This is a genomic window from Rhodococcus sp. IEGM 1406, assembly GCF_030056745.1.
GTDB classification, from domain to species: Bacteria; Actinomycetota; Actinomycetes; order Mycobacteriales; family Mycobacteriaceae; genus Rhodococcus_F; species Rhodococcus_F erythropolis.
Window position 1 is genome coordinate 1044643 of record NZ_JASHKO010000002.1, and the last position, 25379, is coordinate 1070021.

General features: G+C 63.6%; 25 protein-coding genes. 7 read left to right on the forward strand and 18 right to left on the reverse strand.

The genetic code is table 11. The annotated features are described in order from the left end of the window. Positions 1-21: 21 nt before the first annotated feature. From QM596_RS14250 to QM596_RS14270, 5 genes are all read right to left on the reverse strand, one after another. Positions 22-981 (reverse strand): cation diffusion facilitator family transporter, encoded by a 960-nt coding sequence (locus QM596_RS14250; RefSeq protein ID WP_019747775.1) that lies wholly within the window; start codon positions 979-981, stop codon positions 22-24. A gap of 28 nt (positions 982-1009) precedes the next feature. Then, a complete protein-coding gene (gene manA / locus QM596_RS14255; RefSeq protein WP_019747774.1) occupies positions 1010-2257 on the reverse strand; it encodes a mannose-6-phosphate isomerase, class I in 1248 nt (415 codons plus the stop codon). Next, positions 2258-3352 carry a tobH protein gene (locus QM596_RS14260; protein ID WP_283309226.1) on the reverse strand — a complete coding sequence of 365 codons (1095 nt, stop codon included), beginning with the start codon at positions 3350-3352 and terminating at the stop codon, positions 2258-2260. It abuts the gene before it with no gap. 163 nt (positions 3353-3515) lie between these two features. After that, entirely contained in the window at positions 3516-4889 is a 1374-nt protein-coding gene (locus tag QM596_RS14265; RefSeq protein ID WP_019747772.1) for a phosphomannomutase/phosphoglucomutase, read from the reverse strand. A gap of 127 nt (positions 4890-5016) precedes the next feature. Next, a complete protein-coding gene (locus tag QM596_RS14270) occupies positions 5017-5403 on the reverse strand; it encodes a DUF3499 domain-containing protein (RefSeq protein WP_020969213.1) in 387 nt (128 codons plus the stop codon). 80 nt (positions 5404-5483) lie between these two features. On the opposite strand from QM596_RS14270, the gene QM596_RS14275 reads away from it, so the two are divergent. Beyond that, positions 5484-5972, forward strand: a complete 489-nt coding sequence (locus QM596_RS14275) for a metallopeptidase family protein (protein ID WP_003940797.1) — start codon at positions 5484-5486, stop codon at positions 5970-5972. Positions 5973-6167: 195 nt separating this feature from the next. Here the strand turns inward: QM596_RS14275 and QM596_RS14280 are convergent, their stop codons facing one another. Further along, on the reverse strand, positions 6168-6446 hold the full coding sequence (locus QM596_RS14280; protein ID WP_020907098.1) for a WhiB family transcriptional regulator: 279 nt from the start codon (positions 6444-6446) through the stop codon (positions 6168-6170). Positions 6447-6826: 380 nt separating this feature from the next. On the opposite strand from QM596_RS14280, the gene cofD reads away from it, so the two are divergent. The 3 genes from cofD to QM596_RS14295 are packed head-to-tail and all read left to right on the forward strand — an operon-like array spanning position 6827 to position 9766. Then, positions 6827-7819: a 2-phospho-L-lactate transferase gene (gene cofD, locus QM596_RS14285; RefSeq protein ID WP_069145889.1), complete on the forward strand. Its 993-nt coding sequence runs from the start codon at positions 6827-6829 to the stop codon at positions 7817-7819. Then, entirely contained in the window at positions 7816-9201 is a 1386-nt protein-coding gene (locus tag QM596_RS14290) for a coenzyme F420-0:L-glutamate ligase (RefSeq protein ID WP_070386883.1), read from the forward strand. Before cofD ends, QM596_RS14290 begins: the two co-directional genes overlap by 4 nt. A gap of 4 nt (positions 9202-9205) precedes the next feature. Beyond that, positions 9206-9766 carry an NUDIX hydrolase gene (locus QM596_RS14295; RefSeq protein ID WP_019747768.1) on the forward strand — a complete coding sequence of 187 codons (561 nt, stop codon included), beginning with the start codon at positions 9206-9208 and terminating at the stop codon, positions 9764-9766. On the opposite strand, the gene QM596_RS14300 is transcribed toward QM596_RS14295, so the two are convergent. Genes QM596_RS14300 through rfbD form a run of 4 tightly spaced genes read right to left on the reverse strand, consistent with a single transcriptional unit; the run spans position 9757 to position 13436 of the window. After that, a complete protein-coding gene (locus QM596_RS14300; RefSeq protein ID WP_133728444.1) occupies positions 9757-10527 on the reverse strand; it encodes an SGNH/GDSL hydrolase family protein in 771 nt (256 codons plus the stop codon). The genes QM596_RS14295 and QM596_RS14300 overlap by 10 nt on opposite strands. Positions 10528-10559: 32 nt before the next feature. After that, positions 10560-11642, reverse strand: coding sequence for a mannose-1-phosphate guanylyltransferase (gene manB, locus QM596_RS14305; protein ID WP_019747766.1), 1083 nt, complete (start codon positions 11640-11642; stop codon positions 10560-10562). Next, on the reverse strand, positions 11639-12553 hold the full coding sequence (locus QM596_RS14310; protein ID WP_019747765.1) for a glycosyltransferase family 2 protein: 915 nt from the start codon (positions 12551-12553) through the stop codon (positions 11639-11641). Before QM596_RS14310 ends, manB begins: the two co-directional genes overlap by 4 nt. Before the next feature lie 43 nt (positions 12554-12596). Beyond that, positions 12597-13436, reverse strand: coding sequence for a dTDP-4-dehydrorhamnose reductase (gene rfbD, locus QM596_RS14315; RefSeq protein ID WP_020907092.1), 840 nt, complete (start codon positions 13434-13436; stop codon positions 12597-12599). 66 nt (positions 13437-13502) lie between these two features. Between rfbD and QM596_RS14320 the strand changes: the two genes are divergently transcribed. Beyond that, the gene (locus QM596_RS14320) at positions 13503-15035 is read left to right on the forward strand and encodes an LCP family protein (RefSeq protein WP_269577725.1); all 1533 of its coding nucleotides are present in this window, start codon (positions 13503-13505) and stop codon (positions 15033-15035) included. 69 nt (positions 15036-15104) lie between these two features. Then, a complete protein-coding gene (locus QM596_RS14325; protein WP_003940786.1) occupies positions 15105-15818 on the forward strand; it encodes a TIGR03089 family protein in 714 nt (237 codons plus the stop codon). A 3-nt stretch (positions 15819-15821) separates the two neighbouring features. On the opposite strand, the gene QM596_RS14330 is transcribed toward QM596_RS14325, so the two are convergent. The 7 genes from QM596_RS14330 to QM596_RS14360 form a co-directional block, all read right to left on the reverse strand. Beyond that, the gene (locus QM596_RS14330; protein ID WP_039973206.1) at positions 15822-18272 is read right to left on the reverse strand and encodes an ABC transporter permease; all 2451 of its coding nucleotides are present in this window, start codon (positions 18270-18272) and stop codon (positions 15822-15824) included. Then, the gene (locus tag QM596_RS14335) at positions 18269-19066 is read right to left on the reverse strand and encodes an ABC transporter ATP-binding protein (protein ID WP_042450120.1); all 798 of its coding nucleotides are present in this window, start codon (positions 19064-19066) and stop codon (positions 18269-18271) included. The genes QM596_RS14330 and QM596_RS14335 overlap by 4 nt, the downstream gene beginning before the upstream one ends. Positions 19067-19200: 134 nt before the next feature. Continuing rightward, complete coding sequence (locus tag QM596_RS14340; protein ID WP_019747759.1) at positions 19201-19893, reverse strand: response regulator; 693 nt, start codon at positions 19891-19893, stop codon at positions 19201-19203. Positions 19894-19928: 35 nt separating this feature from the next. Further along, the gene (locus tag QM596_RS14345) at positions 19929-21116 is read right to left on the reverse strand and encodes a sensor histidine kinase (RefSeq protein ID WP_019747758.1); all 1188 of its coding nucleotides are present in this window, start codon (positions 21114-21116) and stop codon (positions 19929-19931) included. Positions 21117-21151: 35 nt separating this feature from the next. Next, positions 21152-21529 carry a hypothetical protein gene (locus tag QM596_RS14350; protein WP_020907086.1) on the reverse strand — a complete coding sequence of 126 codons (378 nt, stop codon included), beginning with the start codon at positions 21527-21529 and terminating at the stop codon, positions 21152-21154. 7 nt (positions 21530-21536) lie between these two features. After that, positions 21537-22049, reverse strand: a complete 513-nt coding sequence (gene purE / locus QM596_RS14355) for a 5-(carboxyamino)imidazole ribonucleotide mutase (protein ID WP_019747756.1) — start codon at positions 22047-22049, stop codon at positions 21537-21539. Then, positions 22033-23232 (reverse strand): 5-(carboxyamino)imidazole ribonucleotide synthase, encoded by a 1200-nt coding sequence (locus tag QM596_RS14360; protein WP_020907084.1) that lies wholly within the window; start codon positions 23230-23232, stop codon positions 22033-22035. The genes purE and QM596_RS14360 overlap by 17 nt, the downstream gene beginning before the upstream one ends. A 191-nt stretch (positions 23233-23423) precedes the next feature. On the opposite strand from QM596_RS14360, the gene QM596_RS14365 reads away from it, so the two are divergent. After that, on the forward strand, positions 23424-24023 hold the full coding sequence (locus QM596_RS14365) for a GtrA family protein (RefSeq protein ID WP_007731156.1): 600 nt from the start codon (positions 23424-23426) through the stop codon (positions 24021-24023). Positions 24024-24049: 26 nt separating this feature from the next. Here the strand turns inward: QM596_RS14365 and QM596_RS14370 are convergent, their stop codons facing one another. Continuing rightward, positions 24050-25372 (reverse strand): sensor histidine kinase, encoded by a 1323-nt coding sequence (locus QM596_RS14370; RefSeq protein WP_019747754.1) that lies wholly within the window; start codon positions 25370-25372, stop codon positions 24050-24052. Positions 25373-25379: the final 7 nt, after the last annotated feature.

The following is a 25379-nucleotide window of genomic DNA, read 5'->3' on the forward strand; positions in this document are numbered from 1 at the left end:
AGCCCGCAGGCGTGGCTTTGTTCAGGGTTTGTCGGGAGCCTGTAGATCTGTTTCAGGGCGATCTCCTGCGCTGAGACGATCCAGGTCCGGCTCGAGGTAGATTACCCGCGCCGCAGGCACTGCAGCGCGCACGCGAGACTCGGCCTCGTCGATCGCCGTCGCCACATCCGAGATCGTCGATCCGACCGGCACCGCAACCTTGGCAGCAACAAGGATCTCCTCGGGACCGAGGTACTGCGTCTTGCAATGAATGACGCGTTCGATACGAGTTCCGTCGACCAGTGCGTTGAGGATCAGTTCGGTCTCCACCGCCGTTGCGCCCTCACCGATCAGCAGCGACTGCATTTCGATGATCAGAATGACCGCGATGATGCCGAGCAGGACACCGATGCACAGAGTTCCGATGCCGTCGAAGACCGGATTTCCGGTCACCATCGTGAGGCCGACGCCGCCGAGTGCAAGGACGAGACCGATCAATGCGCCGGTGTCCTCGAGCAGCACAACCGGGAGTTCCGGGCTACGAGAGGTTCGGATGAAGTTCCACCACGACGCATTTCCCTTGAGCGGTCGTGATTCCTTCGCTGCGGTCCGGAAGCTGTAGCCCTCCAGGCAGATCGCGATGAACAGGATCGCGATTGCCACGAAAGCCGAATTGAGTTCTTCCGGATGCTGAATCTTGTGAATACCTTCGTAGATCGCGAACAGCGAACCGAGGGTGAAGAGCACCAGTGCAACGACGAACGAATAGAAGTATCGGTTGCGCCCGTAACCGAACGGGTGCAGTTGATCTGCCTCACGTTCTGCCTTCTTCTGCCCCAAGAGCAGCAAACCCTGATTGGACGTGTCGGCCACCGAGTGCACCGATTCGGCGAGCATCGACGACGATCCAGTGATCAAGAATCCGGCGAACTTGGCTACGGCAATTCCGGCATTGGCTCCGAGGGCCGCCAGAATCGCCTTCTTGCCACCATGAGCCGACACAATGTCTCCTCGCTATCGACCGAGATTCCTATCGACCGACCACTGCACTGAAAACCTGCGCAGTCGGGGTTCGTGTGGTCAGGTGTACTACGGGCTCGTCGGCAGCAATCCACGCGGCTCGGCCCCGATCGAGGTCGAGAGTGTCGGCACCGCACGTCGCAGTGACCGCGCCGTCGGTGCAGATCAGGATCCGCGGGCCGCCGGCTTCGACAACGAGGTCGGTGGCATTCGAGTCGAACTCCAGACGCGTCAAACGAAATTCGGGCGCAGGCGTGACGTACTCGTATCTGCCTGACCCTGACTGACCTGATCCTGACTGACCTGATCCTGGCGACGGGGCCGGATCGAGCACTTCGATATCGGCCCCGACGAAGTCCAGAACCCTCAACAGTTCGGGCACGTCGACGTGTTTGGGCGTCAGCCCGCCGCGCAGCACGTTGTCGGAGTTGGCCATGATCTCGACCGCGAGTCCATGGAGATACGCGTGGAGATTTCCCGCAGCGAGAAACAGTCCTTGGCCGGGCTCGAGTGTGACGCGGTTGAGCAGTAGTGCCGCCAGAACGCCGGCGTCGCCGGGGTACGCCTCGCTCAATTCCAGCGCGGTGCGGATCTCGGTCACGAATTCGGCGTCGTGGTGCGCGACGTAGGTGATGCACCCCGCAAGCACGGCAGGGAGCAACGTCCCGAGCACCGTGGACGGCAGCGTGATCCATGTCGTGAACAACGCCCGGAGTCCGTCGGAATCGGGTTGGCCTTCGAGCAGACCGATGTACGGCTCCAACTCGTCGACGGCCAGAGCGCGCAGCAGTTTGACAGTCCGCGTCGGCTCACGGAATCCGGCAAGCGCTTCGAATCTGCTCAGCGCGACAACAAGTTCGGGCTTGTGGCTGCCGTCCTTGTAGTTGCGAATCGGCGATTCCATGGGAACGCCGAGTGCGTTCTCACGACGAAAACCCTCGTCGGCTTGAACGGCGCTGGGATGCGCCTGAAGCGACAGCGGCTCTTCCGCCGCAAGCAACTTGAGCAGGAATGGGAGTCGCTCACCGAATGCATCGAGGTTCTCACGGCCGAGTTCACGCTCGGGTTCGCGGTGCAGGACCTCGAGCAACGACTCGCTTCCGGATTCGGTGATCACGCGCGCCGGGTCGCCCGGGTGCGCGCCCAACCACAACTCCGCTTCGGGATGATTCGACGGGGTCGCCAGACCGCGTAGTTCGGCAATTGCCGTTCGCGAGCCCCACGCGTAAGAACGAAGTGCACCTTCGAGTTCACGCACTTACTCCGCACCGCCCGTCAACTGCACGTACGCCGCGGCCATGTCTACTCGAGACGCCAACACGAATACCTGCTCCATCTCCGATATCACCACGTTGGTCTGGTCTTCGTCTGCCGCCACCACCAGATCGGCGTCGGCCAGTGCGTCCATCCGGCGTCTCGCCTCCCCGCGCGTGGATTCGGTCGCGAAGACGAACGCCCGCGCCGGCGGGGTCGGCAATGCGCCGTCGAGTTGCGGATCGTGAAAGAACGGGTCGTGGAACACTGAATCACGCGAAGCTGCGTCCGGCGCGAACAGCGCCCGCGCCGAACGAATCACCTCCGACATCTCGGCGGCAGCGGCATTCAGGCCCGAACTCATCAGCGAAACGCTCGAGAACTCTGCGAGTGCTGTTGTCACGGAACCACTCCCACACAGAACGACCCGCCGGCCGCTCATTCTGGTGGCCAACGACTTGGCCGGGTTGTGGAATACCTCGTTGGCCGGCCCGTCCCGCAGCGCCTCCGCATCAACGGCGTCGGCGATTCGACCGAGCACCGCCGAACGGTCCTCGATCGATCCCTTGCCCTCGATTTCGGCGGCAACCGCGAGGAAGACGGCGAGGAATCGCGTCATCGTGTGCCTCGGCGAGGCGTAGAGCCGCGGCGGCAACGACATGGTGCGCCCGGCCGCCACAGCCCGCATGGGCCCCTCGTCCGGAACGGCGACAACAACTTCGGCGCCACGGCGAACTGCACTGTCGACGGATTCGACCAGGCGCGGATCACCGGCATCGTCACCGGCAACGACGATCACGTCCAACGGTCCGGCCCACGACGGCGTCCGGTCGAGTACGAGGAGCGGACAACCGATCGAATCTCCGACGAGAGCAAGCGCGATCCTGGCTCCGTGCCGAGCGCCACCGGCACCGGCAATCAGCACGACGCTGCGCGGGCGCAGGCCGGCCAGCCGAGAGATCACACCCTCGCCGACAGCCGATGCGGTGGCCCGAATCTGTGCGCCCCCCATGGCCACAGACCGCAGTAACCCTTCCGAATCGGCAGCCGACAAACCCTCGCTGTCGTCGAGGTCGAGAAGCGGCATCGGCGCTGTCATCTCACCGCACCCCCTTCTCCGTTAGCAGTTCCCGCACCATCCAGCATTCCAGCTCTACGCGGTCCGTGGTGGCAAAGCCCTCGTTCCCGTGGCAGTCGTTCCCGAGATAGTCCCCCAACTATCCCAGGGCTTCGGCTCACCGACAAACCGATCAGACTCGGATTCAAGCCCGGACGATCGCCAGAATTTCGTTCACCAATGCGTCGACATCGGCGGACGTGGGTGCTTCGACGTTGAGTCGCAGCAAAGGCTCGGTGTTGGACGCGCGCAAGTTGAACCAGGCATTTCCCTCGAGACTGACTGTGACACCGTCGAGGCGATCCACCGACTCGGTGCGGTCCGCGAATGCTGCCAGCACAGCGGCAGTGCGATCGGCCGCGTCAGCCACCGTGGAGTTGATCTCACCCGAGGCCGCGTAGCGGGTGTACTCCGCCATCAACTCGGAGAGCGGACGGTCCTGCTCGCCCAGTGCGGCGAGTACGTGCAACGCCGCGAGCATGCCGGAGTCGGCGCCCCAGAAATCGCGGAAGTAGTAGTGAGCTGAGTGCTCGCCGCCGAAGACGGCACCGGTCTCGGCCATCTCCTGCTTGATGAACGAGTGGCCGACTCGGGTACGGATCGCGACGCCGCCGAGTTCTTCGACCAGTTCGGGCACTGCCCGCGACGTGATCAGATTGTGGATGATCGACGCGCCCGGTTCCTTCGCGAGTTCGCGCTTGGCGACAAGTGCCGTCACCGCGGACGGAGAGACGGGGTCGCCCTTCTCGTCGACGACGAAGCAACGGTCCGCGTCACCGTCGAAAGCCAGGCCGATGTCTGCTCCGGTCTCACGCACGTAGGCCTGCAGGTCGACGAGGTTGGCCGGATCGAGCGGATTGGCTTCGTGGTTGGGGAACGTGCCGTCGAGCTCGAAGTAGAGCGGGAGGACTTCGAGAGGCATCGGCCCGAATACGGCCGGCGCGGTATGGCCGCCCATGCCGTTTCCTGCATCGACTGCGACCTTCATCGGGCGCAACGCAGCCAGGTCGACCAATCCGCGGAGGTAGCTCGCGTATTCCTCGAGGACGTCCTTCGTGCTGGCGGTACCTGCCGGTCCGTCGTACGCGGGAACACCCGAGACGACCTCGGCGGAGATGACTGCCAGGCCGGTGTCCTGACCGACGGGCTTGGCGCCGGCCCGGCACATCTTGATGCCGTTGTACTTGGCCGGATTGTGGCTCGCCGTGAACATCGCGCCCGGGCAGTTCAGCAAACCGGATGCAAAGTAGAGCTCGTCGGTCGACGCCAATCCGATGTAGACGACGTCGAGTCCTTGAGCGAGCACGCCGTCACCGAAAGCAGAAGACAGTGTGGGCGACGATGCACGCATGTCGTAGCCGATCACAACCGTCGTGGCTGCGCCGGCCTCGTCACGGACCAGACGGGCGAACGACGCTCCCACGTCGCGGACAAAATCTTCGTCGATCTGCTCACCGACCACGCCGCGCACGTCGTACGCCTTGATGATTGCAGCAACCGACTCGGCTGTTCGCCCCACTGAAAACTCTCCTTGTGCATGCACCCTCACAGACGGGAACGTCCGGGCGCATGGCGTCCGGAGATTCGCAGTACTCGGGTGTGGAAGTACTCGGTCGAGCCTAGCGTCTGCGGCGACGAATCTCGCGTCAGTTGGATGGGTCGGGCAGTACGCGGAGGTGTCCACGACGCCCTGTACGGGCAGTACTCGGAGCCGCGGGACGTATGTCCTCATCTGCGTCGACGTTGGACTTGTTGCGATCTCCGAGACCGGCTTCACGTACAGCTTCGGCCAAAGCGGTCAGATCGTCTTCGTCGGGAGTGCTCGACGCGAATCCGCCTTCGTGGCGGACGAGTTCCCAGCCCTTGGGGGCGGTGATTCGAGAGCCGTGAGTGTCACACAAATCCCATGAATGGGGCTCGGCGACGGTTGCCAGCGGCCCGACAACCGCAGTGGAGTCCGAGTAGACATACGTAAGCGTCGCGACGGCGGGGTTCTTGCACCCGGGGCGGCAGCAGCGACGCAGAGATCTCACAGGTACGGAGCCTAGCCCTCCCCACGTCCGGAACCTACTCGGACACACCGAGCAGTTTCTTCTGTCGTAATCTGGGCGCCATGCCACAAGCTCGCCGCCGACGCTCGGTCACCACTCGTTCCATCGAGCGACACGGCCGTGGCCTGCGCGGACCACTACTTCCCCCGGAGGTGCCCGCCAGGCGTACCCGGGCCGAGAAGTTCGATCTCCTGGTGCTCGACGCCTTCTCGCCCGTCGATCTCGCGTGGCACGACCGGTTGACGAAACTCGACATCGCGGTGGACGAAGTTCCGAAGATTCACGCGCACGATCCGGAGTCCGTCACATGGCCGCCGGAGGTCATCGCAGACGGCCCGGTTCCACTGTCACGACTGATACCCGCCGGAATCGACCGTCACGGAAATACGACTCGCGCAAGAATTGTGCTGTTTCGCCGCCCGTTGGAGCAGCGCGCGAAGGATCCGGAAGAACTCACGGATCTGGTGCACGACGTGTTGGTCCATCAAGTCGGCACGTATCTGGGCGTCGACCCACAGGTCATCGACCCCACACTGCCCGACGAGGACTGATACTGCCGGACGAGCACTGATACTGCCCGACGAGGACTGACGCACCGTCAGACGAAAAAACTGATGTCACACGAAGAAGTAAATCCACACGAAGAACAAAACAGTCGTTGCTTGACCTGCAATTCCCCGTTGCAGGTCAGACTTTCGAAGACCGCCCGTCAGCCCCGACGCTGACAGAACCGATTCAGCAGCAGATCAGATGATCCCCCGCTTGAGTCGCCGACGCTCGCGCTCGGACAACCCTCCCCAGATTCCGAACCGTTCGTCGTTCGCGAGCGCGTACTCGAGGCACTCGTCACGAACTTCACAACCGAGGCAGATCCGTTTTGCTTCCCTCGTCGATCCACCCTTTTCAGGGAAGAACGCTTCGGGATCGGTCTGCGCGCAGAGAGCACGCTCCTGCCACTGATCCTCGATGGTGTCGAACAATTCTTCGAAGCCGGTGACGAGACTCAGCACTGGCCGAGTACTCATACCGTCGAACTCACTGCTGCAGGCACCTTCTGCTGCGCCTGCTCGGGAATCGGTCTGCGGTTCGTCGCTTACTGTCATTGCGAGAGAACTGATCTCGACATTTTCATTGGGCATCGTTCCGCCTCCTCACCTGTAATAGCGCAGAATTTTCACTCCATCTTCAACCCCACCCCGTCGACCGTTCGAAACTGTGTTCGAAACCGGCCCCGCTGCAAGTGAACTCACAAGTAGCGGTTGGAATGACACATTTGAGATTACACACGTCCAGCGTGTCGCGGTCAAGCTAAACGAGATGAATCCATTAGTATTCCGGCCCCCAATTGACGGGACCTTCTGCCCGCCAGACACGACGACGCGCCGACCGCCTAGGCTCTGTTGTCGTGAACGTGACTGTATTGGTTGGCGGCGTCGGCGGGGCCCGTTTCCTTCAAGGTGTGCAAAATGCGCTCGGAATCGCCGGTGGTGAATCCCTCGAGAAATACGAAGGCCCACATCGCATCACGGCCGTCGTCAACGTCGGAGACGACGTCTGGATGCACGGTCTGCGGATCTGCCCCGATCTGGACACTTGTATGTACACACTCGGCGGCGGTATCGACACCGAACGCGGGTGGGGGCACGCCGGCGAAACCTGGAATGCGAAAGAAGAACTCGCGGCATACGGAGCGAAGCCGGACTGGTTCGGCCTCGGAGATCGCGATATCGCAACGCATTTGATTCGCAGCCAGATGCTCCGCACGGGATATCCGTTGTCCGCGATCACCGAAGCATTGTGCAATCGCTGGAATCCGGGTGTCGCACTGCTTCCCGTGAGCGACGACCGCAGCGAAACACACGTTGTGATCACCGATCCGGAAGACAGTGAACAGAAGGCGATTCATTTCCAGGAGTGGTGGGTACGCCATCGAGCACAGGTGGAAACTCACAGCTTCGCTCACGTCGGCGCCGAGCAGGCCAAGCCCGCGCCGGGGGTGGTCGAGGCGATCGACGGTGCCGACATCGTGCTGATCGCACCGTCCAATCCCGTCGTGAGCGTCGGCGCGATCCTCGCGGTGCCCGGCATTCGCGGAGCCCTGCGGACCACCGCGGCCAAGGTTGTCGGCCTCTCCCCCGTCATCGGTGGAAAACCGTTGCGCGGCATGGCTGACGAGTGCCTCGAAGTGATCGGGGTCGAGACGACTTCCGAGGCGATCGGTCGCCACTACGGAGCTCGCTCGATCAACGGCATTCTCGACGGCTGGCTCGTCGACGAAGGTGACACGGCCGACATCGACGGGGTGGACGTGCGAAGCATCCCACTTTTGATGACGTCCCCCGAAGAGACCGCAAAAATGGTTCGAACGGCTTTCGAGATCGCCGGAGTCGAACTGTGACCGAGCCCGGAACCGAAGCAAGCCGCGACAGAAATCACTCTCCCGGCGATCACTCCCCCGGCGCCGCAATCGAAGTCATTCCCGTGCTCGGCCTTCCCGAGTTCCGGCCCGGAGACGACTTGGCCGCCGCTGTCGTCGACGCGACACCGTGGCTCGAGAACGGCGACGTCGTTGTCGTCACGAGCAAGGTGTTCTCAAAAGTCGAGGGTCGCATCGTTTCCTCGCCGACCGATCCGGAAGAGCGCGACGCAGCACGACGCCTCCTGGTGGATCAGGAAGCCGTCCGCGTCGTGGCCCGCAAGGGCCGCACTCTGATCACCGAGAACAAACTCGGCATCGTGCAGGCCGCATCGGGCATCGACGGCTCCAACGTCGACGGTGCCGAACTCGCCCTGCTCCCCGTGGATCCCGATGCGAGCGCAGCGGGGCTGCGTGCCCGAATCCTCGAGAGCACGGGCAAGTCCGTCGCCGTCGTCGTGACCGACACGATGGGTCGTGCGTGGCGCAACGGGCAGACCGATGCCGCGATCGGTTCCTCCGGCATTCCGGTCCTGCACGGCTACCTCGGGGCACAGGACAGCCAGGGCAACGATCTGATCGTCACCGAGATCGCGATCGCGGACGAGATCGCCGCTGCGGGCGATCTGGTCAAGGGCAAGCTCGGCGGCGTTCCCGTCGCCGTCGTGCGAGGACTCCGATTCGAGGACGACGGTTCGAGTGGCCAGGATCTGATCCGTCGCGGCCCGGACGATCTGTTCTGGCTGGGAACCGAGGAGGCTACGGCGATGGGCCGCGGCCAGGCGCTGCTGTTGCGTCGGTCGGTTCGGCAGTTCGCAGGTGATCCCGTCGACGCGGAGATCATTCGCAGCTCGATCGCCGAGGCACTCACCGCTCCAGCACCCCACCACACGAGGCCTGTTCGATTCGTGTGGCTGCGGACCGCGTCGGTCCGCACGTCGCTCCTCGAGCAGATGCGTGAGAAGTGGGCCGCCGATCTGCGTGCGGACGGTCGTAGCGACGAATCCGTCGACGCGCGGGTTGCCCGCGGAAACATCCTGTTCGATGCCCCCGAGGTCGTCATTCCCTTCTGCGTGCCCGACGGCGCACACAGTTATCCGGATGCCCGACGTACCGCGGCGGAGTCCACGATGTTCACCGTCGCTGCCGGCGCGGCAGTGCAGGGACTGCTGGTCTCGCTGGCCACACGCGGCGTGGGAAGCTGCTGGATCGGATCGACGATCTTCGCCGCCGACCTCGTACGCGAACAACTCGATCTCCCGGCCGATTGGCAGCCACTCGGCGCAGTCGCAATCGGGTACCCCCTCGAACCACTGACTCCGCGCACGGTCTCCGCCCCCGGGGACGCGTTGGTGGAGCTGTAGGGTCATGTCAGCCGAATCGCTGCACGCCTCCGCCAAGGGCGTCCTGGAGGGCTGGTCGACGTCCTCCGAGGCGGACGAGTCACTGCGGCACACGATGCTCGCGTTCCTCGATTCGGCTCCGGACGGCTGCCTTCGTCGCCATGCCCCGGGACACATCACCGCGTCGTCTCTGGTTCTCGACGAGAGTGGCTGCCACGTCTTACTGACCCTGCATCCCAAGGTGGGCAGGTGGATTCAGCTCGGAGGTCACTGCGAGCCCGACGACGAGACGGTAGTCGATGCGGCATTGCGGGAGGCTCGTGAGGAGTCCGGAATTCACGACGTTCGGATAGACGCGGACCTACTCTCCGCCCACACACATCCGATCACGTGCTCGCTCGGGGTCCCGACCAGACATCTCGATCTACGGTTTCTTGTTGTGGCGCCGGACAATTCACATATCGTCCGCAGCGCGGAGTCCACCGACCTCCGGTGGTGGCCGGTGGACGCGCTACCGCCGACTGCCGAACGCGAGACCATCGACCACCTGGTAGCGCTCGCCCATCAGCGCAAGAATCAGGACTGAATCGGAGACAGCTCGGGTTGCTTGGCGCTCACGCCGTCGCCCGAAGATGTTCCCTTCACGCGCCGAGCTACCCACGGCACCAAGAACTCTCGCGCCCATTGACGATCCTCGCGACGAGTTTCCGCTTTCGTGAGAACCGGCGCAGGTCCGAGGTCGGGCGCGATCAATCCGTGTTCGACGCCCAGTACGTCGAGCACCCGCGTCGCCATGTTCTCGTGCCCGGCGGGCGACATGTGGAGGCGATCCCAGTCCCACATCCGTAGGTCCTGATATTCGGAGAATCGCCAGAAGTCGACGAGGGTCGCGCCGTGGCGGTCCGCTACCTCGCGAACAAGCTCGTTGTAAATCGCCAGGCGTCCGCGGAGCTTGCCGAAGAAGGCGGACCATCCGGTGTCGTATGCGGTGAACATGAGAACCTGCGCACCGGAAGCAGTGAGCTGGCCGATTGCCGAATCGTAGCGGGCGACCATCGCGTCGATGTCGAGCTTCGGACGCATCATGTCGTTTCCGCCGGCGTAGATGGTCACCAGATCGGGCTTCAACGCCAGAGCGGGTTCCACCTGCTCGTCGATGATCGGTCCGAGTAGGCGACCACGAATCGCCAGGTTGGCGTAGCGGAACTCGGGGTTGTTCACCGCCAGCTGCTCGGCCACTCGGTCTGCCCACCCGCGCAGACCGTTGGGGAATCGTTCGTCGGCGTCGCCGACGCCCTCGGTGAACGAGTCACCGAGGGCAACGTAACGGCTCGGAAGAGAAGTCATACCCGCCAGTATTCCAGTAGGTCAGCTAACGATCACACATCTGTGCTGAAGCGCACGCCACCGTCCGGCAGCGTCACTCCCGGCCACACACGTGCGCCGCGCAACAATTCGCACCGCGCACCGATGTCCGCGCCGTCTCCGATGACGGCGTCGCGGACCAGTGCTCGTGGTCCGATACGGACGCCGAATCCGAGGATCGATCGTTCGACTACCGCACCGGCTTCCACAACGGCGCCGTCGAAGAGAATCGCACCGTCAAGGCGCGCACCTGCGCCGACTTCTGCGCCACGGCCGACAACCGTGCCGCCGATCAGGACGGCGCCAGGTGCAATTCCCGCCCCGGGGTGAACGAGCGACTCGCCGCGCGGACCTTCGAGAGCGGGCGAAGGCGCGATGCCCCGCACCAGGTCGGCGGAACCACGAACGAAGTCCTCGGGGGTTCCCATGTCACGCCAGTACGACGAGTCGACGTGGCCGAACACCCGCTTGCCCTCGGCCAGGAGATTCGGGAACACCTCGCGCTCGACCGATACCGGTCGTCCCTCCGGGATCTGCTCGATGATCTCGCGCTTGAAGACGTAGCAGCCGGCGTTGATCTGATCCGTCGGCGGATCCTGGGTCTTCTCCAGGAATGCCGAGACTCGTCCGTCCTCGTCGGTCGGAACACAACCGAATGCACGCGGGTCTCCCACACGAACCAGGTGAAGGGTCACGTCGGCGTCCGTCTTCTCGTGGGTCTCGAGAATGGCGTTCAGGTCGGTGCCACCGAGCACGTCACCGTTGAACACCATGACGTTGTCGCCGCGCAACTTCGGGAGTACGTTGCGGATTCCGCCACCGGTGCCCAGCGGCTCGGTCTCGAAGACGTAGTCGATCTCGAGCCCCATCTTGGAGCCGTCGCCGAAGTAGTCCTCGAATACCTCTGCCTTGAAAGATGTTCCGAGCACCACGTGCTTGATACCGGCAGCCTCGATCCTGGCAAGCAGATGCGTCAGGAACGGAAGGCCGGCGGTCGGAAGCATCGGCTTGGGCGCCGACAGCGTCAACGGACGCAGCCGAGTGCCCTTGCCGCCTACCAGGATTACGGCGTCGGTCGGATTCGGATCGGACATCATTTTCCCCCGTGGTTCGAAACTGATGGGTTGTCGGTCGAGTCGTCGGTGCGAGCGCGCTCGCGAACAGCAGAAGCTACGGCGATCTTGGACCGCACGGCCAGGCCACCGCGCAAGGCAAGTCGCAGCGGAGCCTGCCACCAGTGCGGATGACGATCAGCCTGGAACTGGTATGCGCTGCGATGATGAGCGGGCAGCATCAGTTCCGGATGCCGGCCTGCCGCATGGCCTTTGGCATGGGTCACGACAGCGGAGGGAACAAAGACATTGAGCCACCCGGCTTTTCCGAGGCGATCACCGAAATCGACGTCCTCCATGTACATGAAGTATCGCGAGTCGAACCCGGAGATGGCGTCGAAGGCATCACGTCGGACCAACAGGCACGACCCGGAAAGCCAACCGACGGAGCGCTCGGTGACGGCCTCGTTCTCCTGACGGTAACGGGCAGTCCACGGGTTCTTCGGCCACACGGTGCCGAGCAACGCGTGCCCGACGCCCGAGGTGATGTCGGGCACCGTTCGTGCCGACGGATAGACGCTGCCGTCCGGTTCGAGGACCTTCGGCCCCAGTGCACCGGCCCTTGGCCACCGATTTGCCGCAGCGACCAATTCGTCGAGTGAACCGGGTGCCCATTGGACGTCAGGATTGGAAATCACGACAAATTCGATCGACGAATCGATCTCCGCCACAGCCCGATTTATCGCTCCGCCGTAGCCGATGTTTCCCCCTGTACGAAGCAGACGAACATGCTCGTACTTGGCATCCGCCGCCTCCGGCGCACCATCGGTCGACCCGTTGTCGGCCATGATGACCTGGGGTTTTTCTGTCGTCGCCGCGGCGAGCGTGCTCAAGAAATTCTCGAGATGCTCGCCTGGGGAGTACGTCACCGTTACCACGGCCAGCTTGGGACTCACGCCGGTCAGCCTAGCCGCCCACGGGCACTGCCCCGAACAATGCTCACGCCAGAGCGGCGTGCAGAGCCTCTCGCCACGGACGCAGCGGCGTCATTCCCGCGGTAACCCACGCGCGCTCGGACAAAACCGAATATGCCGGGCGGGGCGCAGGGCGCACGAAGTCCGCGCTGCTGCACGGGCGCACCCGCGCCGGGTCTGCTCCGATCTCCTCGAACACCGCTCGCGCCAACTCGTACCAACTGGCTTGCCCGCCGTTGGTCAGGTGGAACGTCGACGCACCCGTGAAGTCCCGCAGCGCGAGTTCGACGATGCCGCCGGCCAGATCGACGCTGTACGTGGGTGACCCGATCTGGTCGTCCACGACGTTCACGAATTCTCGTTCGGCTTCGAGCCTGCGCATCGTGGCGACAAAATCCGTACCGACACCCGAATACACCCACGCGGTACGGACAACGGCCACGTCGGCGCCCGACTCTCGTACTGCGATCTCGCCGTCCAGCTTGGTTCGGCCGTAGACCGTCGCGGGACCGGTCGGTGCATCGACGTCGTATGGAGTGCTCGCGTCACCCGGAAAGACGTAGTCCGTCGAAACGTGGATCAACCGCGAACCGGCCCGCGCACACGCTCGCGCGAGATTCAGCGGTCCGATCTCGTTGACCGCCCTCGCTGCCTCCTGGTCGGTCTCGGCGGCGTCGACCGCCGTGTACGCAGCGCAGTTGATCAGCACCGAATCGGGCGAGACGAAGTCGTCGACCGCGCGGCTGTCTGTGATGTCGAGCTCGCGGGAACCGACGGCCGTCACAGTGTGACCCGCCGACGTTGCGAGAGCATCGATACGTGTTCCGAGCTGCCCTCGGGCGCCGGTGAGCAGGATATTCGTCACATGGTTGAGTCTGGCACGCCGCGTCGAGGTACCCGCGGCCGAGCATCGGACCAGTAACCTGAAGGGGTGTCCCACCAGCAACCGCAGCGCCGCGCGCGTCCACGACCTGCGCCGATTCGGACCAAGACGAGCCCGGCTCGCATAGCGGTCGCGGTGCTCTCCGTGCTCGTACTGCTGGTCACCGGGTTCGCATGGCGAGGTGTGGACTCGTTGAGAAACAGCCTTGCCACTGCAAGCGGACTCGGCCTCGGTGGGGGCAAGGACGGAGCCATCGACATTCTGATGGTGGGAACCGACAGTCGCACCGACGCACACGGCAACCCGCTTTCACAAAGCGAGCTCGACTCGTTGCGCGCTGGTGAGGAAGTTGCGTCCAACACCGACACCATCATCTTGATCCGCGTCCCCAACGACGGAAGTTCGGCAACCGCGATCTCGATTCCCCGAGACGCGTACGTCAACGTCCCCGGTATCGGTATGTCGAAGATCAACGCCGCGTTCGGTGCCACCAAGGAAACCGAGCGACTGAAGTTGGTCAACAACGGGTCGTCCGACAGCGACGCAGACAAGAAGTCGACGGAAGCCGGCCGGACCGCGCTCATCGGAGCGGTAGGAAATCTGACCGGCATCACCGTCGATCACTACGCCGAAGTCGGTCTACTCGGATTCGTCCTGCTGACCAACGCAGTGGGCGGAGTCGACGTCTGTCTCAACGCGCCAGTCGACGAACCGATGTCCGGAGCCAACTTCGCAGCCGGGAAACAGACACTCGACGGCGCCGACGCGCTGAGCTTCGTGCGACAACGACACGACCTTCCTCGCGGCGACCTGGACCGGATCGTTCGCCAGCAGGTGTTCATGGCGTCCCTCGTCAGTAAGGTACTCAGCGCAAAAACTCTCAGTGACCCCGGCAAACTCAGCCAGCTGACCTCGGCCGTTCAGCGCTCCGTCGTCATCGACGACGACTGGGACATCATCGAATTCGCCAAGCAGTTGCAGAATCTGGCCGGCGGAAAGGTGCAATTCGAGACCATTCCCGTTCTCGACATCAACGGCATGACCGATTACGGCGAGTCCATCGTCAAGGTCGATCCCAAGGCCGTCAAGAAGTACATCGCCGGATTGGTCGGCGCCGACAGCGAGGACTCGGAGGAGACCTCCGAGGCACCGACCACCGTGAATGCGTCCTCGATCACGGTCGACGTCGCTAACGCCAGCGACATCGCGGGGTTGGCCAGCGGGGTTTCCGAGGCATTGAGTGCCCTCGGGTACAAGCAGGGACAGGTCGGCAACAACACCGGCTCCGACGTCTCCGAATCGACGGTGTTCGCAAAGTCCGCGGACGACGACGCTGCACTCGCGGTGGCCGAGGCACTCGGCGGTCTGACGGTCAAGGCGGATTCGTCATTGTCCTCGGGCAAGGTTCGGGTTGTCATTGCCGAGGACTACAGCGGACCGCAGTCCGCGGACGCGGTATCCCCGTCCGAAGGCGCGACAAGCACGACTGAATCGGCGAGCACCACCGAGACCAGTCCCACCCCTGCCCCTCCCGGTCCGCCGATCGACGCAGCCTCCAACGGCCCGCGCTGTGTCAACTGAAAACTGTGTCAACTGAAAACTGTGTGAACTGAAAGCGGTGTGAACTGGACGGCTGCGTAAGCTGATTACGTGCCTTCGCCTGTAGACAACCTGACCGACGCCCTCCTCGGACCGATCCTGGCTGCCGACCCGGCCGGCCCTCGCGTGACCTACTACGACGACGCCACCGGCGAGCGCATCGAATTGTCTGCGAGCACTCTGGCCAACTGGGCGGCAAAGACAGCGAACATGGTTCGGGACGAGTTCGCCCTCGAGCCCGGCGGCAAAGTTGCCGTGCTGCTTCCCGCGCACTGGCAGAGCGTCGCCGTCTTGCTGGGTGTGTGGTGGGCAGGCGGTGAGGTCGTCCTCTCCCCCGACGCCGACGCCGAACTGGCTTTTGTCACTGCCGACCGTCTGGACGATGTTGCGGACGTACCGGAAGTAGCCGCACTCTCACTCGACGCGTTCGGCAAAGGTTTGAGCGATCTTCCGCTCGGCGTCGCCGACTACGCAACCTCCATCCGTGTGCACGGCGACCAGTTCCGTAGCGCCGGAGCCGGTTCGGCGCTCGAAGGCCGGTCCGTAGCGGACACGATCGACGCGGCACGGGCATCGGCGAAGAACGTCGAATTGGTGTCGACGGATCGTGTCCTCTCCAGTCGCACGTGGGACACGGCAGACGAATTGATCGACGGGCTTCTGGCAGTTCTCGCCGCGGGTGCCTCACTCGTGCAGGTGGCCCACCCGGACGCGGAAGCTACCGCGCGCCGAGTGGGCACCGAGAAGGTCACGAAACAGTTCTGAACGCTAGCTCGCGAGAGCTGTCACCGGTGACACCAGCCCCGCCCGCCTAGCGGGGAGCAGTGACGCGATCACACCGCAGATTCCGCCGATCAACACGATGGCTACCAACTGCACCCACGGCACTGCGCTGAGGGCGACGTCCTCGATCCCGAAAACCGATGCGGTACCGGCTACACCGAACACCATCCCGAACAGCACTCCGATCACCGATGCGACTCCTGCCACGAGCAGCGCTTCCCAGATCAACATGGCTCGAATTCCCTTCTTGGTCAGTCCGAGTGCGCGAAGCAGTCCGGATTCGCGGCGCCGTTCGAGAACGGACAGTGCCATGGTGTTTCCGACGCCGATCAAAGCGATCAACACCGCTACCGACAGCAATCCGGCAACCACCATGAGCATGGTGTCGAGGATCGAATCGAGAGCTGAACGCATCTCGGTCATGCCCTGAACATCGCTGCCCGGCGCTTCCTGGCGTGCCAGTTCCGTGATGCGGTCGGTGGCGGCCAAAGCCTGTTCGTCAGTATCCGTCCCCAGCCTTACCCAGTACGAATCGGTGGTCGGCGCGGTGGCCGCTGCACCGAGATCGCCTCGATCCAGTAGTGCTGGTTGACCTTTCACGCCCTCGACCACGCTGACGTTCACGACGCCGCGATCCCCACGCACCGTCGCCGTATCGCCCGCCGAGAGCTTGTATTCGGTCAGGTCAGCGGGCGAGAGCACCAACTGACCGGCCGCGGGTACCGAGATCTCGGTACGCAGAACATCTTTCACCCGCGCAGCGTCGACGCCGAATCCGGCCAACGAACCGCGCCCGTCGATCGTCAGTTCGGCCTTGTCCAGACCGCTCACCGCGCCGACACCGTTGACCGCGGCGATGTCTGTGCCCAACCCTGCGGGAAGCGGTGCCGAACCTGAACTGCTCACCATGACGTCGACGGGGAATTGACTGTCCATCGCCGCGGGTGCGGCTTCCTTGACCGTCGCGATTCCCACGACGAGCGTGCTCGTCAAGGCAACACCGATCAACAATGCGGTGGCCGTCGCCGAGGTGCGGCGTGGGTTCCGACCGGCGTTGCCTGCTGCCAGGCTTCCCACCGGACCGATCAGTCTCGCCAACACTCCGCCGGCCGCATTGATCAGTGCAGGCACGATTCGACCGGACAGTGCCGCGATCCCCAGGAACGAGAACAGTCCACCGGCGGTTGCGGCCGGCACCTGCTGATTCGTCACTCCCAGGACGGTCATCGCGATGCCCGCGAGCAGGATCACGACGCCGAGAACCCGGCGCACCACCGATACCTGAACGCTCTCGGGCTTGGACTCCATCGGCTGCAGTGCTGCCAGCGGGGAGAGCCTCGTTGCCGCCCTCCCGGGCGCAGATGCAGCGAGCATCGTCATCACGATGCCGACGGCAAGACCGACGAGCACGGTCACCGGGGTGACGCTCAGTGACGAAAGAGGAACCGGCACATCTGCGGCCGTTGCTACGCGACCGATTGCCCAGGCAAGTCCGACACCGAGTCCGACGCCGATCACCGAGGCGATCACGCCGACCGCCGCGGCTTCACTGCGAATGCTCCGGCGAACCTGTTTGGCCGTGGCGCCGACGCATCGCAGCAACGCAAGTTCCTGAGTGCGCGCCGCGAGCAGCACGGCAAATGTATTGGCGATCACCAGCGCGGCAACAACAACGGCGATGGCGCCGAAGGCGAGCAACACCGTGCTGAGGATCTTGGTGCCGCCCATGTATTCGGCTGCGGCGTTGTCTGTGGCTTCTTCGCCGGTCAGCACGGTGGAGTCCGCGGGCAACGCGCTCGAGATCGAATCCACGAGTTCTTGCTGAGAGCGTGAACCGTCACCGGCGACACGGAACTCACGTTCGGCACTGTCACCGGCCCACGCGCTCACCTGCTCGGCGGTGGTGAATATCTTGATCCCGCCCAGTCGTTGCGCCGAACCGGAGAGGTCGACCAGTCCGACTACCTCCGCGGTGGGTGCGGCGGCACCGACCGTCGAATCCCGTGCCGTGACTGTGATTCGGGCACCGATCGGTATCCCGGAGTCCGCGCTCACCAACACCTGCCCCAGACCAGCCGGAATCGATCCCTCCGACACCTTCTCCCAACGCAATTCGGGATTGTCGGCAATCGAGAGCGCATCCCCGTAGGACGCGCCCTTTGCCTCGGAGTCGACACGAACATAGGTCGACACGTCGTCGGCCACCGCCGAGACGCCCGGCACCGCGCTCAGCAGTGCTTCTGTCACGCCTGGACCGGACGCGACGACATCTGTGGTTTCGTATTGCGTCGCAAGTGATTTGCTCACACTCGCGTCGACCGTCGAGCTCAAGGTCAAAGTCGCGACGATGTATCCGACGGCGATCACCACCGCGAGTATCGACGCCACATAGCGCCCGGCATGTGCCCGCGCCTGCGCAAAAGCCAGACCTCTCATCGCAGTGCACCCGAAACTGCAGGAACATCGGCCAGGTCGTCGGCACCGAGAGCTCGCATGGCACCGATCACCGAGTCGACGGTGGGATGGTCGATCTCTCCGGCTATACGCCCGTCCGCGATCAACACGACTCGATCCGCGTACGACGCCGCCACCGGATCGTGTGTCACCATCACGACCGTCTGACCGGTCTCCCGGACACTGGTGCGCAAGAGTCCCAGAACCTCTGTCCCGGAACGGGAATCCAGGTTGCCGGTAGGCTCGTCGGCAAAGATCACGTCGGGCTGCGGCAGTAGTGCGCGGGCGACGGCTACGCGTTGCTGCTGACCGCCGGACAATTCGTGCGGCAGGTGGTCGAGGCGCTGCGACAGGCCCAGCTTGCCGATCACCTCGTCCATCCACTCGGGCGAGGGTTCACTACCTGCCAGCTTCATCGGCAGCAGCATGTTCTCCCGAGCAGTGAGCACCGGTAGCAGGTTGAACGCTTGGAAGACGAATCCGATCCGCTCGCGTCGCAGTTCGGTGAGCTCCGTGTCGCCGAGTTTCGTGACTTCGGTGTCGCCCAGGAAAACCTGCCCACCCGAGACCGTGTCGAGTCCGGCCAGGCAGTGCATGAGCGTCGACTTTCCGGAGCCGGACGGGCCCATGATCGCGGTGAACCGCTCGCGACCGAAGTCCACGTCGACTCCGCCGAGCGCGTGAACCGTGGTCTCACCCGTGCCGTACACCTTGGTGACACCGCGGGCAGTGATCGCCGGCACTGCGGCTGGTTCCGTCGTGGTGTGCGCATGCATTTTTTGCCCTCCGTAAAGCTTCTCGCTATGACGGAATCGACGTTATTGCAGCGCAAGTGGTCTCCGCGTCGGAGCGCGGGGCGATCTTGGAGAGCCCGGTGTCATCCCGGGGTAGGACTGAACAGGGCTGCGCGTCAGCCCTCGGTGCCGAGGAGATCTGCGCGCCGGACAAGTCCGATCTGGAAGGCAAAGACGACGGCCTGCACACGATCACGTGAATGGGTCTTCGAAAGAACCCGTCCGACATGGGTTTTCACTGTCGTTTCGGAGACGTGGAATTTTGCGGCGATCTCCGAATTCGACAGCCCGTACGCCATGGCCTCGAGCACCTCGACCTCGCGCGGTGTCAACTCTTCGGGCAACTGCGATTCGGGCGCCGAACCTTCCAGGAGAGGTCCGACGTGCTGAAGCAGTCGCCGAGTGGCCCGAGCTTCGATCACCGCGTCCCCGCGATGCACGGTGCGGATGGCGTCGAGCAACTGTTCCGGTGGCACGTCCTTGAGCAGGAAACCGCTGGCGCCCGCCCTGATTGCCGACATCACGTACTCGTCGTTGTCGAAGGTGGTGAGCACCACGACCTTCGGCGCATCGGGGTCGGCCAGGAGCCGACGGGTGGCCTCGATGCCGTCCATCTTCGGCATCTGGACATCCATCAGGACGACGTCGACATGACGGGCCGCCAACTCGGTCAATGCCTGCTGACCGTCCGAAGCCTCGACCACCACGGACAAATCCGGCTGCGAGTCGATGACCATTCGAAAACCTGCGCGGACCAGCTGCTGATCGTCGATCAGTGCCACTGCGATCGGAGCCACGTGTTCGTCCATGCCACTCACCTTAAGACCTTCAGACGTTTCAAGACCTACCCAGACGTTCGTTCATACGGCAGGACGGCCCGGACACTGTATCCGCCGCCTGATTTCGGCCCGGCGGTTACTTTGCCTCCGTGCAGCTTGGCTCGCTCGGCCATTCCGATCAGGCCCTGCCCGCCTGGTGACGATTCGACCAGCGCGGCGCTGCCGCCTCGTCCGTCGTCGGTGATGCCGAGAACGAGTTCGGTTTCAGCCCACGTCATCTCGACGCTCGCCTGTGCTCCTGGCCCCGCATGTTTGAGAACGTTCGTCAGCGATTCCTGGACGATGCGATACGCCGTCAACCCCGCACCCGCAGAGAGTTCGCGTGGTTCACCGGTCACACTGACGGCGATGTCGAGTCCGCTGCTGCGTAACTCGTGGAAGAGACTGTCGATATCACCGGCGCCCGGGATCACCGAGAAATCCCGGGGCGTGTCCTCACGCAGGACGGACAGAAGCGATCGCATGTCGGTCAACGCTTGGCGACCGGTGGAGGCAATGGTTTCGAGCGCCTGGATTGCAGCCTGAGGATCCTTGGCCGCGCTGTAGCGTCCGCCGTCGGCCTGAGCGATGACAACGGTCAACGAATGCGCGACGATGTCGTGCATCTCGCGCGCAATCCTCGAGCGTTCGCTGATCGTCGCGATTTCCGCTTCCTGCGCACGCTCGAGTTCGAGCAACCGTGCGCGCTCGGTCAGACCTTCCAATTGTTTGGTGCGAACTCGACGCAAATCACCGAACGCCCAGACCGCGAGCATGAAGATCATGACGGCCACGGACTGCATGACCTGCGAAGACACCGGGATTCCGTCGTAGCCGAAGTATCGAACAGTTCCGGCAATCGAGCCGAGCAACGCGAGCACCAGGCCGGTGAGCGAACTCCACCGAGCGCCATAGGCGGCCAGCGCGTACAGGGAAATGGGCACGACAACGGCCGATGCGAGCAGTGTGTTGCCGATGAAGATCACGTGTAGAACTGCGAACCCTGCGATCACCATGCCGGAGAGTTCGGGGCGCGAGCGTCGCCATGCCAACGGAACGGTCATACCCAGCGAGACGAACACCGCCAGCGGACTCGCCTCGACCGCAACGACAACGCTGAACAGTGCGGCAACCGTCGCAATGCAGATGTCCACACCGCGAGCATGTTCCGCGCTCCAGCGGACGAAGCGTTCACTAGTCGGAAAACGAGCCATGCCGCCAAGAGTAGCTTTTACTGACGAGCTTTCACTCAGGTGCGGTAACCGCCGTCTTCGAGACCGGCCTCGATTTCGAATCGGTTCCGCGGACCGCGATGACGCAACTCCTCACGCAGGTACAGCAGCCCGAATACGATTCCGTACCTGGCCCATTGGTCCGCGTGAACTGCCTCGTGGCGAAGGACGGATCGAGTCGTGTTTCGCCGGGTGAGGTACACACCGCCGAGAGTTGTTCCGCCTCTGGCGAACCCGCCGCGCAGCCCGGAAGCGACAAAGATCCCGGACTCGTCGTCGAAGCGGATGTCCGCGCCGAGAATCCCGGCGTAGAACAGGGCGACGCGGGTGACGAATGCGGACTGCGCGCTGCCCCGACTCGCTCGGATCAGCGGCAGCCCACGCCGTGCACACACGAGAAGATCAGCCCAGCAGCTTCTCGCGAAGCGCCTTGTCCTTGTCGAGCACCATCGCCTCGAGGCTCTCCTGGAAAGCCACCATCCGCTGCTGCAGTGCGGGATCCGAAGCGCCGAGGATCCGAGCAGCCAACAGACCGGCGTTGCGAGCGCCGCCGATCGAGACCGTCGCCACCGGGACGCCGGCCGGCATCTGCACGATCGAGAGGAGTGAATCCATACCGTCGAGGTACTTGAGCGGCACCGGAACACCGATGACCGGCAACGGCGTAGCCGAGGCAACCATGCCCGGGAGATGCGCGGCGCCACCGGCACCGGCGATGATGACCTTGATTCCGCGGCCGGCGGCTTCCTTGGCGTAGTCGAGCATCCGCTGAGGCGTGCGGTGCGCCGAGACGACACCGACCTCGAAGCGGATACCGAACTCGGCCAGAGCTTCGGCTGCAGCTTCCATGGTCGGCCAATCCGAATCGCTGCCCATGATCAGGCCGACCTGCGCGCTCTCACTCACCGTGTACATCCCATCCGTCGGTCCAAACTGCATACGAAAGCCAATGTGCTGCGCGCTCGGCGCGTTCCCGAACTGCGGCAACGTAATTCGGATCGTCGATGGATCCGGCGCCGCCGACGATGTTGACGTGGCCGATCTTGCGATCCTTGCGCTCGCCCTTGCCGTACAGGTGGATCTTCGCATCGGGCATCCGCGCGAAGAGGTGATGGACACGCTCGTCCATCGTCATCTCGGGCGCTTCCGGTGCACCCAGAACGTTTGCCATCACCGTGACCGGCGCGATCGGCGAGGTGTCGCCGAGCGGGTAGTCGAGAACGGCACGCAGATGCTGTTCGAACTGAGAGGTGCGTGCGCCGTCCATCGTCCAGTGACCGGAGTTGTGCGGGCGCATTGCCAGCTCGTTGACCACGAGAGTGCCGTCAGTCGTCTCGAAGAGTTCGACGGCCATCGAGCCGACGACACCCAACTCGGAAGCGATGCGTAGCGCCAATTGTTCGGCTTCCTCGGCAACGGCACTCGAAAGGGCGGGGGCAGGTGCGATCACGACGGCGCACTGGCCGTTGCGCTGAACGGTCTCTACGACCGGCCACGTAGCGCCCTGTCCGAACGGCGACCGCGCAACCATGGCAGACAGTTCCCGACGCATCGAGACCATTTCCTCGACGATCAGCGGAACACCCTTGTCCAACTGCTCGGTGACAATGGCTTCTGCTTCGTCCTGATCATCGGTGATCCAGACACCTCGGCCGTCGTAGCCTCCGCGTGTTGCCTTGATGACAAGCGGCCAACCGTGTTCGGCACCGAAACGCACGACGTCTTCCGCCCACGTCACTTCGGCGTACGCGGGTACAGGTGCGCCCAGTTCGGCAAGTTTGCGACGCATCAGCAGTTTGTCCTGAGCGAAGATCAGAGCCTGCGGCGGAGGCTGAACGTTCACGCCTTCGGCAACAAGAACCTCGAGATGTTCGGTCGGCACGTGCTCGTGGTCGAACGTCAACGCGTTGGAACCGACCGCTGCGCGGCGAAGAGCGTCGAGGTCGGTGTGGCTACCGAGCACGACATCGGGGCTGACCTGAGCTGCCGGCTCGTCCGCAGTCCCGGAGAGCACTCGGAGCGTCTGGCCCAGGGCCACCGCCGCCTGGTGAGTCATCCTGGCCAACTGTCCGCCACCGATCATGGTGACGACGGGCATGGATGCTTTTGCCGGTCGAGGGGTGGTCGGGCGGGCGGGGATCTGCGCGGGATCGTTGTTGCCGGTCACGGCTCTCTATGTTGTCATGTGCCGTGTTCGCCCGTTCATTCAGCGTTCCCAATCTGTGATTCTGCTGATGAATCCGCGGCAAATTGGTGGTAACGCGGTTTCGTTTCGTAAACTCATCTGTTGTGCCATTTGTCGACGGGGTCATTGCCCGCATACCCCAACCGTTTCGTGACATCGCTCTGCGTCACAGCGAGCTGATCAAATTCGCGATCGTCGGCGGAACTACCTTCCTGATCGACTCGGGCATCTTCTACACACTCAAGCTGTCGATCCTCGAATCCAAGCCGATCACGGCCAAGATCATCGCCGGCGTCGTCGCGGTGATCGCGTCGTACATTCTCAACCGCGAGTGGTCGTTCAAGAACCGTGGTGGCCGTGAGCCAGCGCACGAAGCTGCTCTGTTCTTCATCATCAGCGCCATCGGCGTCGTCATCAGCTTCATCCCGCTCTACATCTCCAGTTACGTCTTCAACCTGCGCGTACCCGAAGTCAGCTTGGCGACGGAGAACATTGCCGACTTCATCAGTGCATACGTCATCGGCAACCTGCTGCAGATGGCGTTCCGATTCTGGGCCTTCCGCAAGTTCGTGTTTCCCGACGAGAATCCGGAACCGCTCGAACTGTCCGACACCACAGGATTGTCCGAAACCACAGCGTTATCCGAAACCACGGCGCCTGACCCGGTCATTCCTGATGCCGAAGAGGAGCTCGGGCACTCCTGAGTTTTCCGTCTGCGCGAGCCTTTCGGTCAGCGCGGTTCGCGGTGCGGAACGACGTCCGCGGTCGGCGCAGTGTTGGCCACCGGCAGGAAGACCGCGAACAAGGCAGGCTTACGCCTCTGCAGTTCCAGTCGGCCCCCGTCGGCTTCGATCAGTGCACGTGCGAGTGCCAACCCGACGCCGGTGGACCCGGCCCCCGAAAATCCTCTGTCGAAGATGTGCGGTGCAAGATCGTTCTCCACGCCGGAGCCTTCGTCGGTGACCTCGACGCACACCATCGAGTCACGGCGAGACGAACTGCGACCGGTACCGTCGATCAATCGCACAGACACCGTGCACGTGCCTTCACCGTGTTCGAACGAATTGTCGACCAGAACGGAAACAGCTTCACGCAGACGCGAACCTGTGGTCGCGGCCATCACCGCGCGATCGCCGCGTAGGCGGAGCCTGCGTCCCTCTCCGTCGAATTGAGCCTGCCAGTCGCGGGTCACCTGTTCCAGCTCGCCGACTACCGACACCAGACTCGCCGATGACCCACTGGTGCGCGACGAGCGAATCAGGTCGTCGATTCCGTCGGTGAGCCTGTCCACTTGCGCCATGGCTTCCTCGGCCTCGTTCACGACGTCAGGATCTTCGTGAACGGACAACTCGTCCAGGCGCAGCCGCACTGCAGTCAGTCGACTGCGCAGTTGATGCGAGACGTCCGCAACCAGCGCGCGCTCTCGTTGCAGCCGCACCGAAATCTCCACAGTTGCCGCATCGAGGACGTCGGACACGCGGTCGAGTTCGGGGATGTCGTGCCGACGAGGATCCGGCCGGAAGTCACCTTCGGCGAGGCGCGCCGCCCGGTCGGCCACATCCTGCAGCGGATCGGCAAGCCGACGTGCAGTGACCACAGCGACCACGGTGCCTGCCGTGATGGACAGAAGCACGAGCACACCGACGGCCATCACCGCTTGCTTCTGCTGGGTGCGCAAGTTCTCCGACGGCACCTCGAGACGCAACGAGCCGGACGTTCCCATCGCGAGCGATTCGACGAGTGCGTTCTTGACCGTCGCCTCACCGACGTCGACGCGTGCAGCGCCGTCGACGACGGTCGGATACACGACGACGAGGCGCCCGTCGTTCGGGGTGAGAACCTTGAGCGAATCGGTGTTCAACGCACCTTCGACGAGCCCGTTCGTCCCCTCTTGCGCGATGACCTCAGCGGCCATCCGGTCGAGGCGCACCCGGAGATCACTTCGCGTCACGTCCTCCACCCAGAGCCACGCCGTGTAGATCAGCGGAACTCCCAGCAGCAACGCCGTCATGATCACGACAGCGAGAATCGACTGCAATATGCGACGCCGCATGCCGGCA

Coding starts and splice junctions, on each gene's coding strand:
- QM596_RS14260 (WP_283309226.1), bottom strand. CDS start 3,352: ATGACAGCGCCGATGCCGCTTCTCGACCTCGACGACAGCGAGGGTTTG.
- QM596_RS14275 (WP_003940797.1), top strand. CDS start 5,484: ATGCCACAAGCTCGCCGCCGACGCTCGGTCACCACTCGTTCCATCGAG.
- QM596_RS14280 (WP_020907098.1), bottom strand. CDS start 6,446: ATGAGTACTCGGCCAGTGCTGAGTCTCGTCACCGGCTTCGAAGAATTG.
- QM596_RS14295 (WP_019747768.1), top strand. CDS start 9,206: ATGTCAGCCGAATCGCTGCACGCCTCCGCCAAGGGCGTCCTGGAGGGC.
- QM596_RS14300 (WP_133728444.1), bottom strand. CDS start 10,527: ATGACTTCTCTTCCGAGCCGTTACGTTGCCCTCGGTGACTCGTTCACC.
- manB (WP_019747766.1), bottom strand. CDS start 11,642: ATGATGTCCGATCCGAATCCGACCGACGCCGTAATCCTGGTAGGCGGC.
- QM596_RS14330 (WP_039973206.1), bottom strand. CDS start 18,272: ATGAGAGGTCTGGCTTTTGCGCAGGCGCGGGCACATGCCGGGCGCTAT.
- QM596_RS14335 (WP_042450120.1), bottom strand. CDS start 19,066: ATGCATGCGCACACCACGACGGAACCAGCCGCAGTGCCGGCGATCACT.
- QM596_RS14340 (WP_019747759.1), bottom strand. CDS start 19,893: ATGGACGAACACGTGGCTCCGATCGCAGTGGCACTGATCGACGATCAG.
- QM596_RS14345 (WP_019747758.1), bottom strand. CDS start 21,116: ATGGCTCGTTTTCCGACTAGTGAACGCTTCGTCCGCTGGAGCGCGGAA.
- purE (WP_019747756.1), bottom strand. CDS start 22,049: ATGTACACGGTGAGTGAGAGCGCGCAGGTCGGCCTGATCATGGGCAGC.
- QM596_RS14360 (WP_020907084.1), bottom strand. CDS start 23,232: ATGCCCGTCGTCACCATGATCGGTGGCGGACAGTTGGCCAGGATGACT.
- QM596_RS14370 (WP_019747754.1), bottom strand. CDS start 25,372: ATGCGGCGTCGCATATTGCAGTCGATTCTCGCTGTCGTGATCATGACG.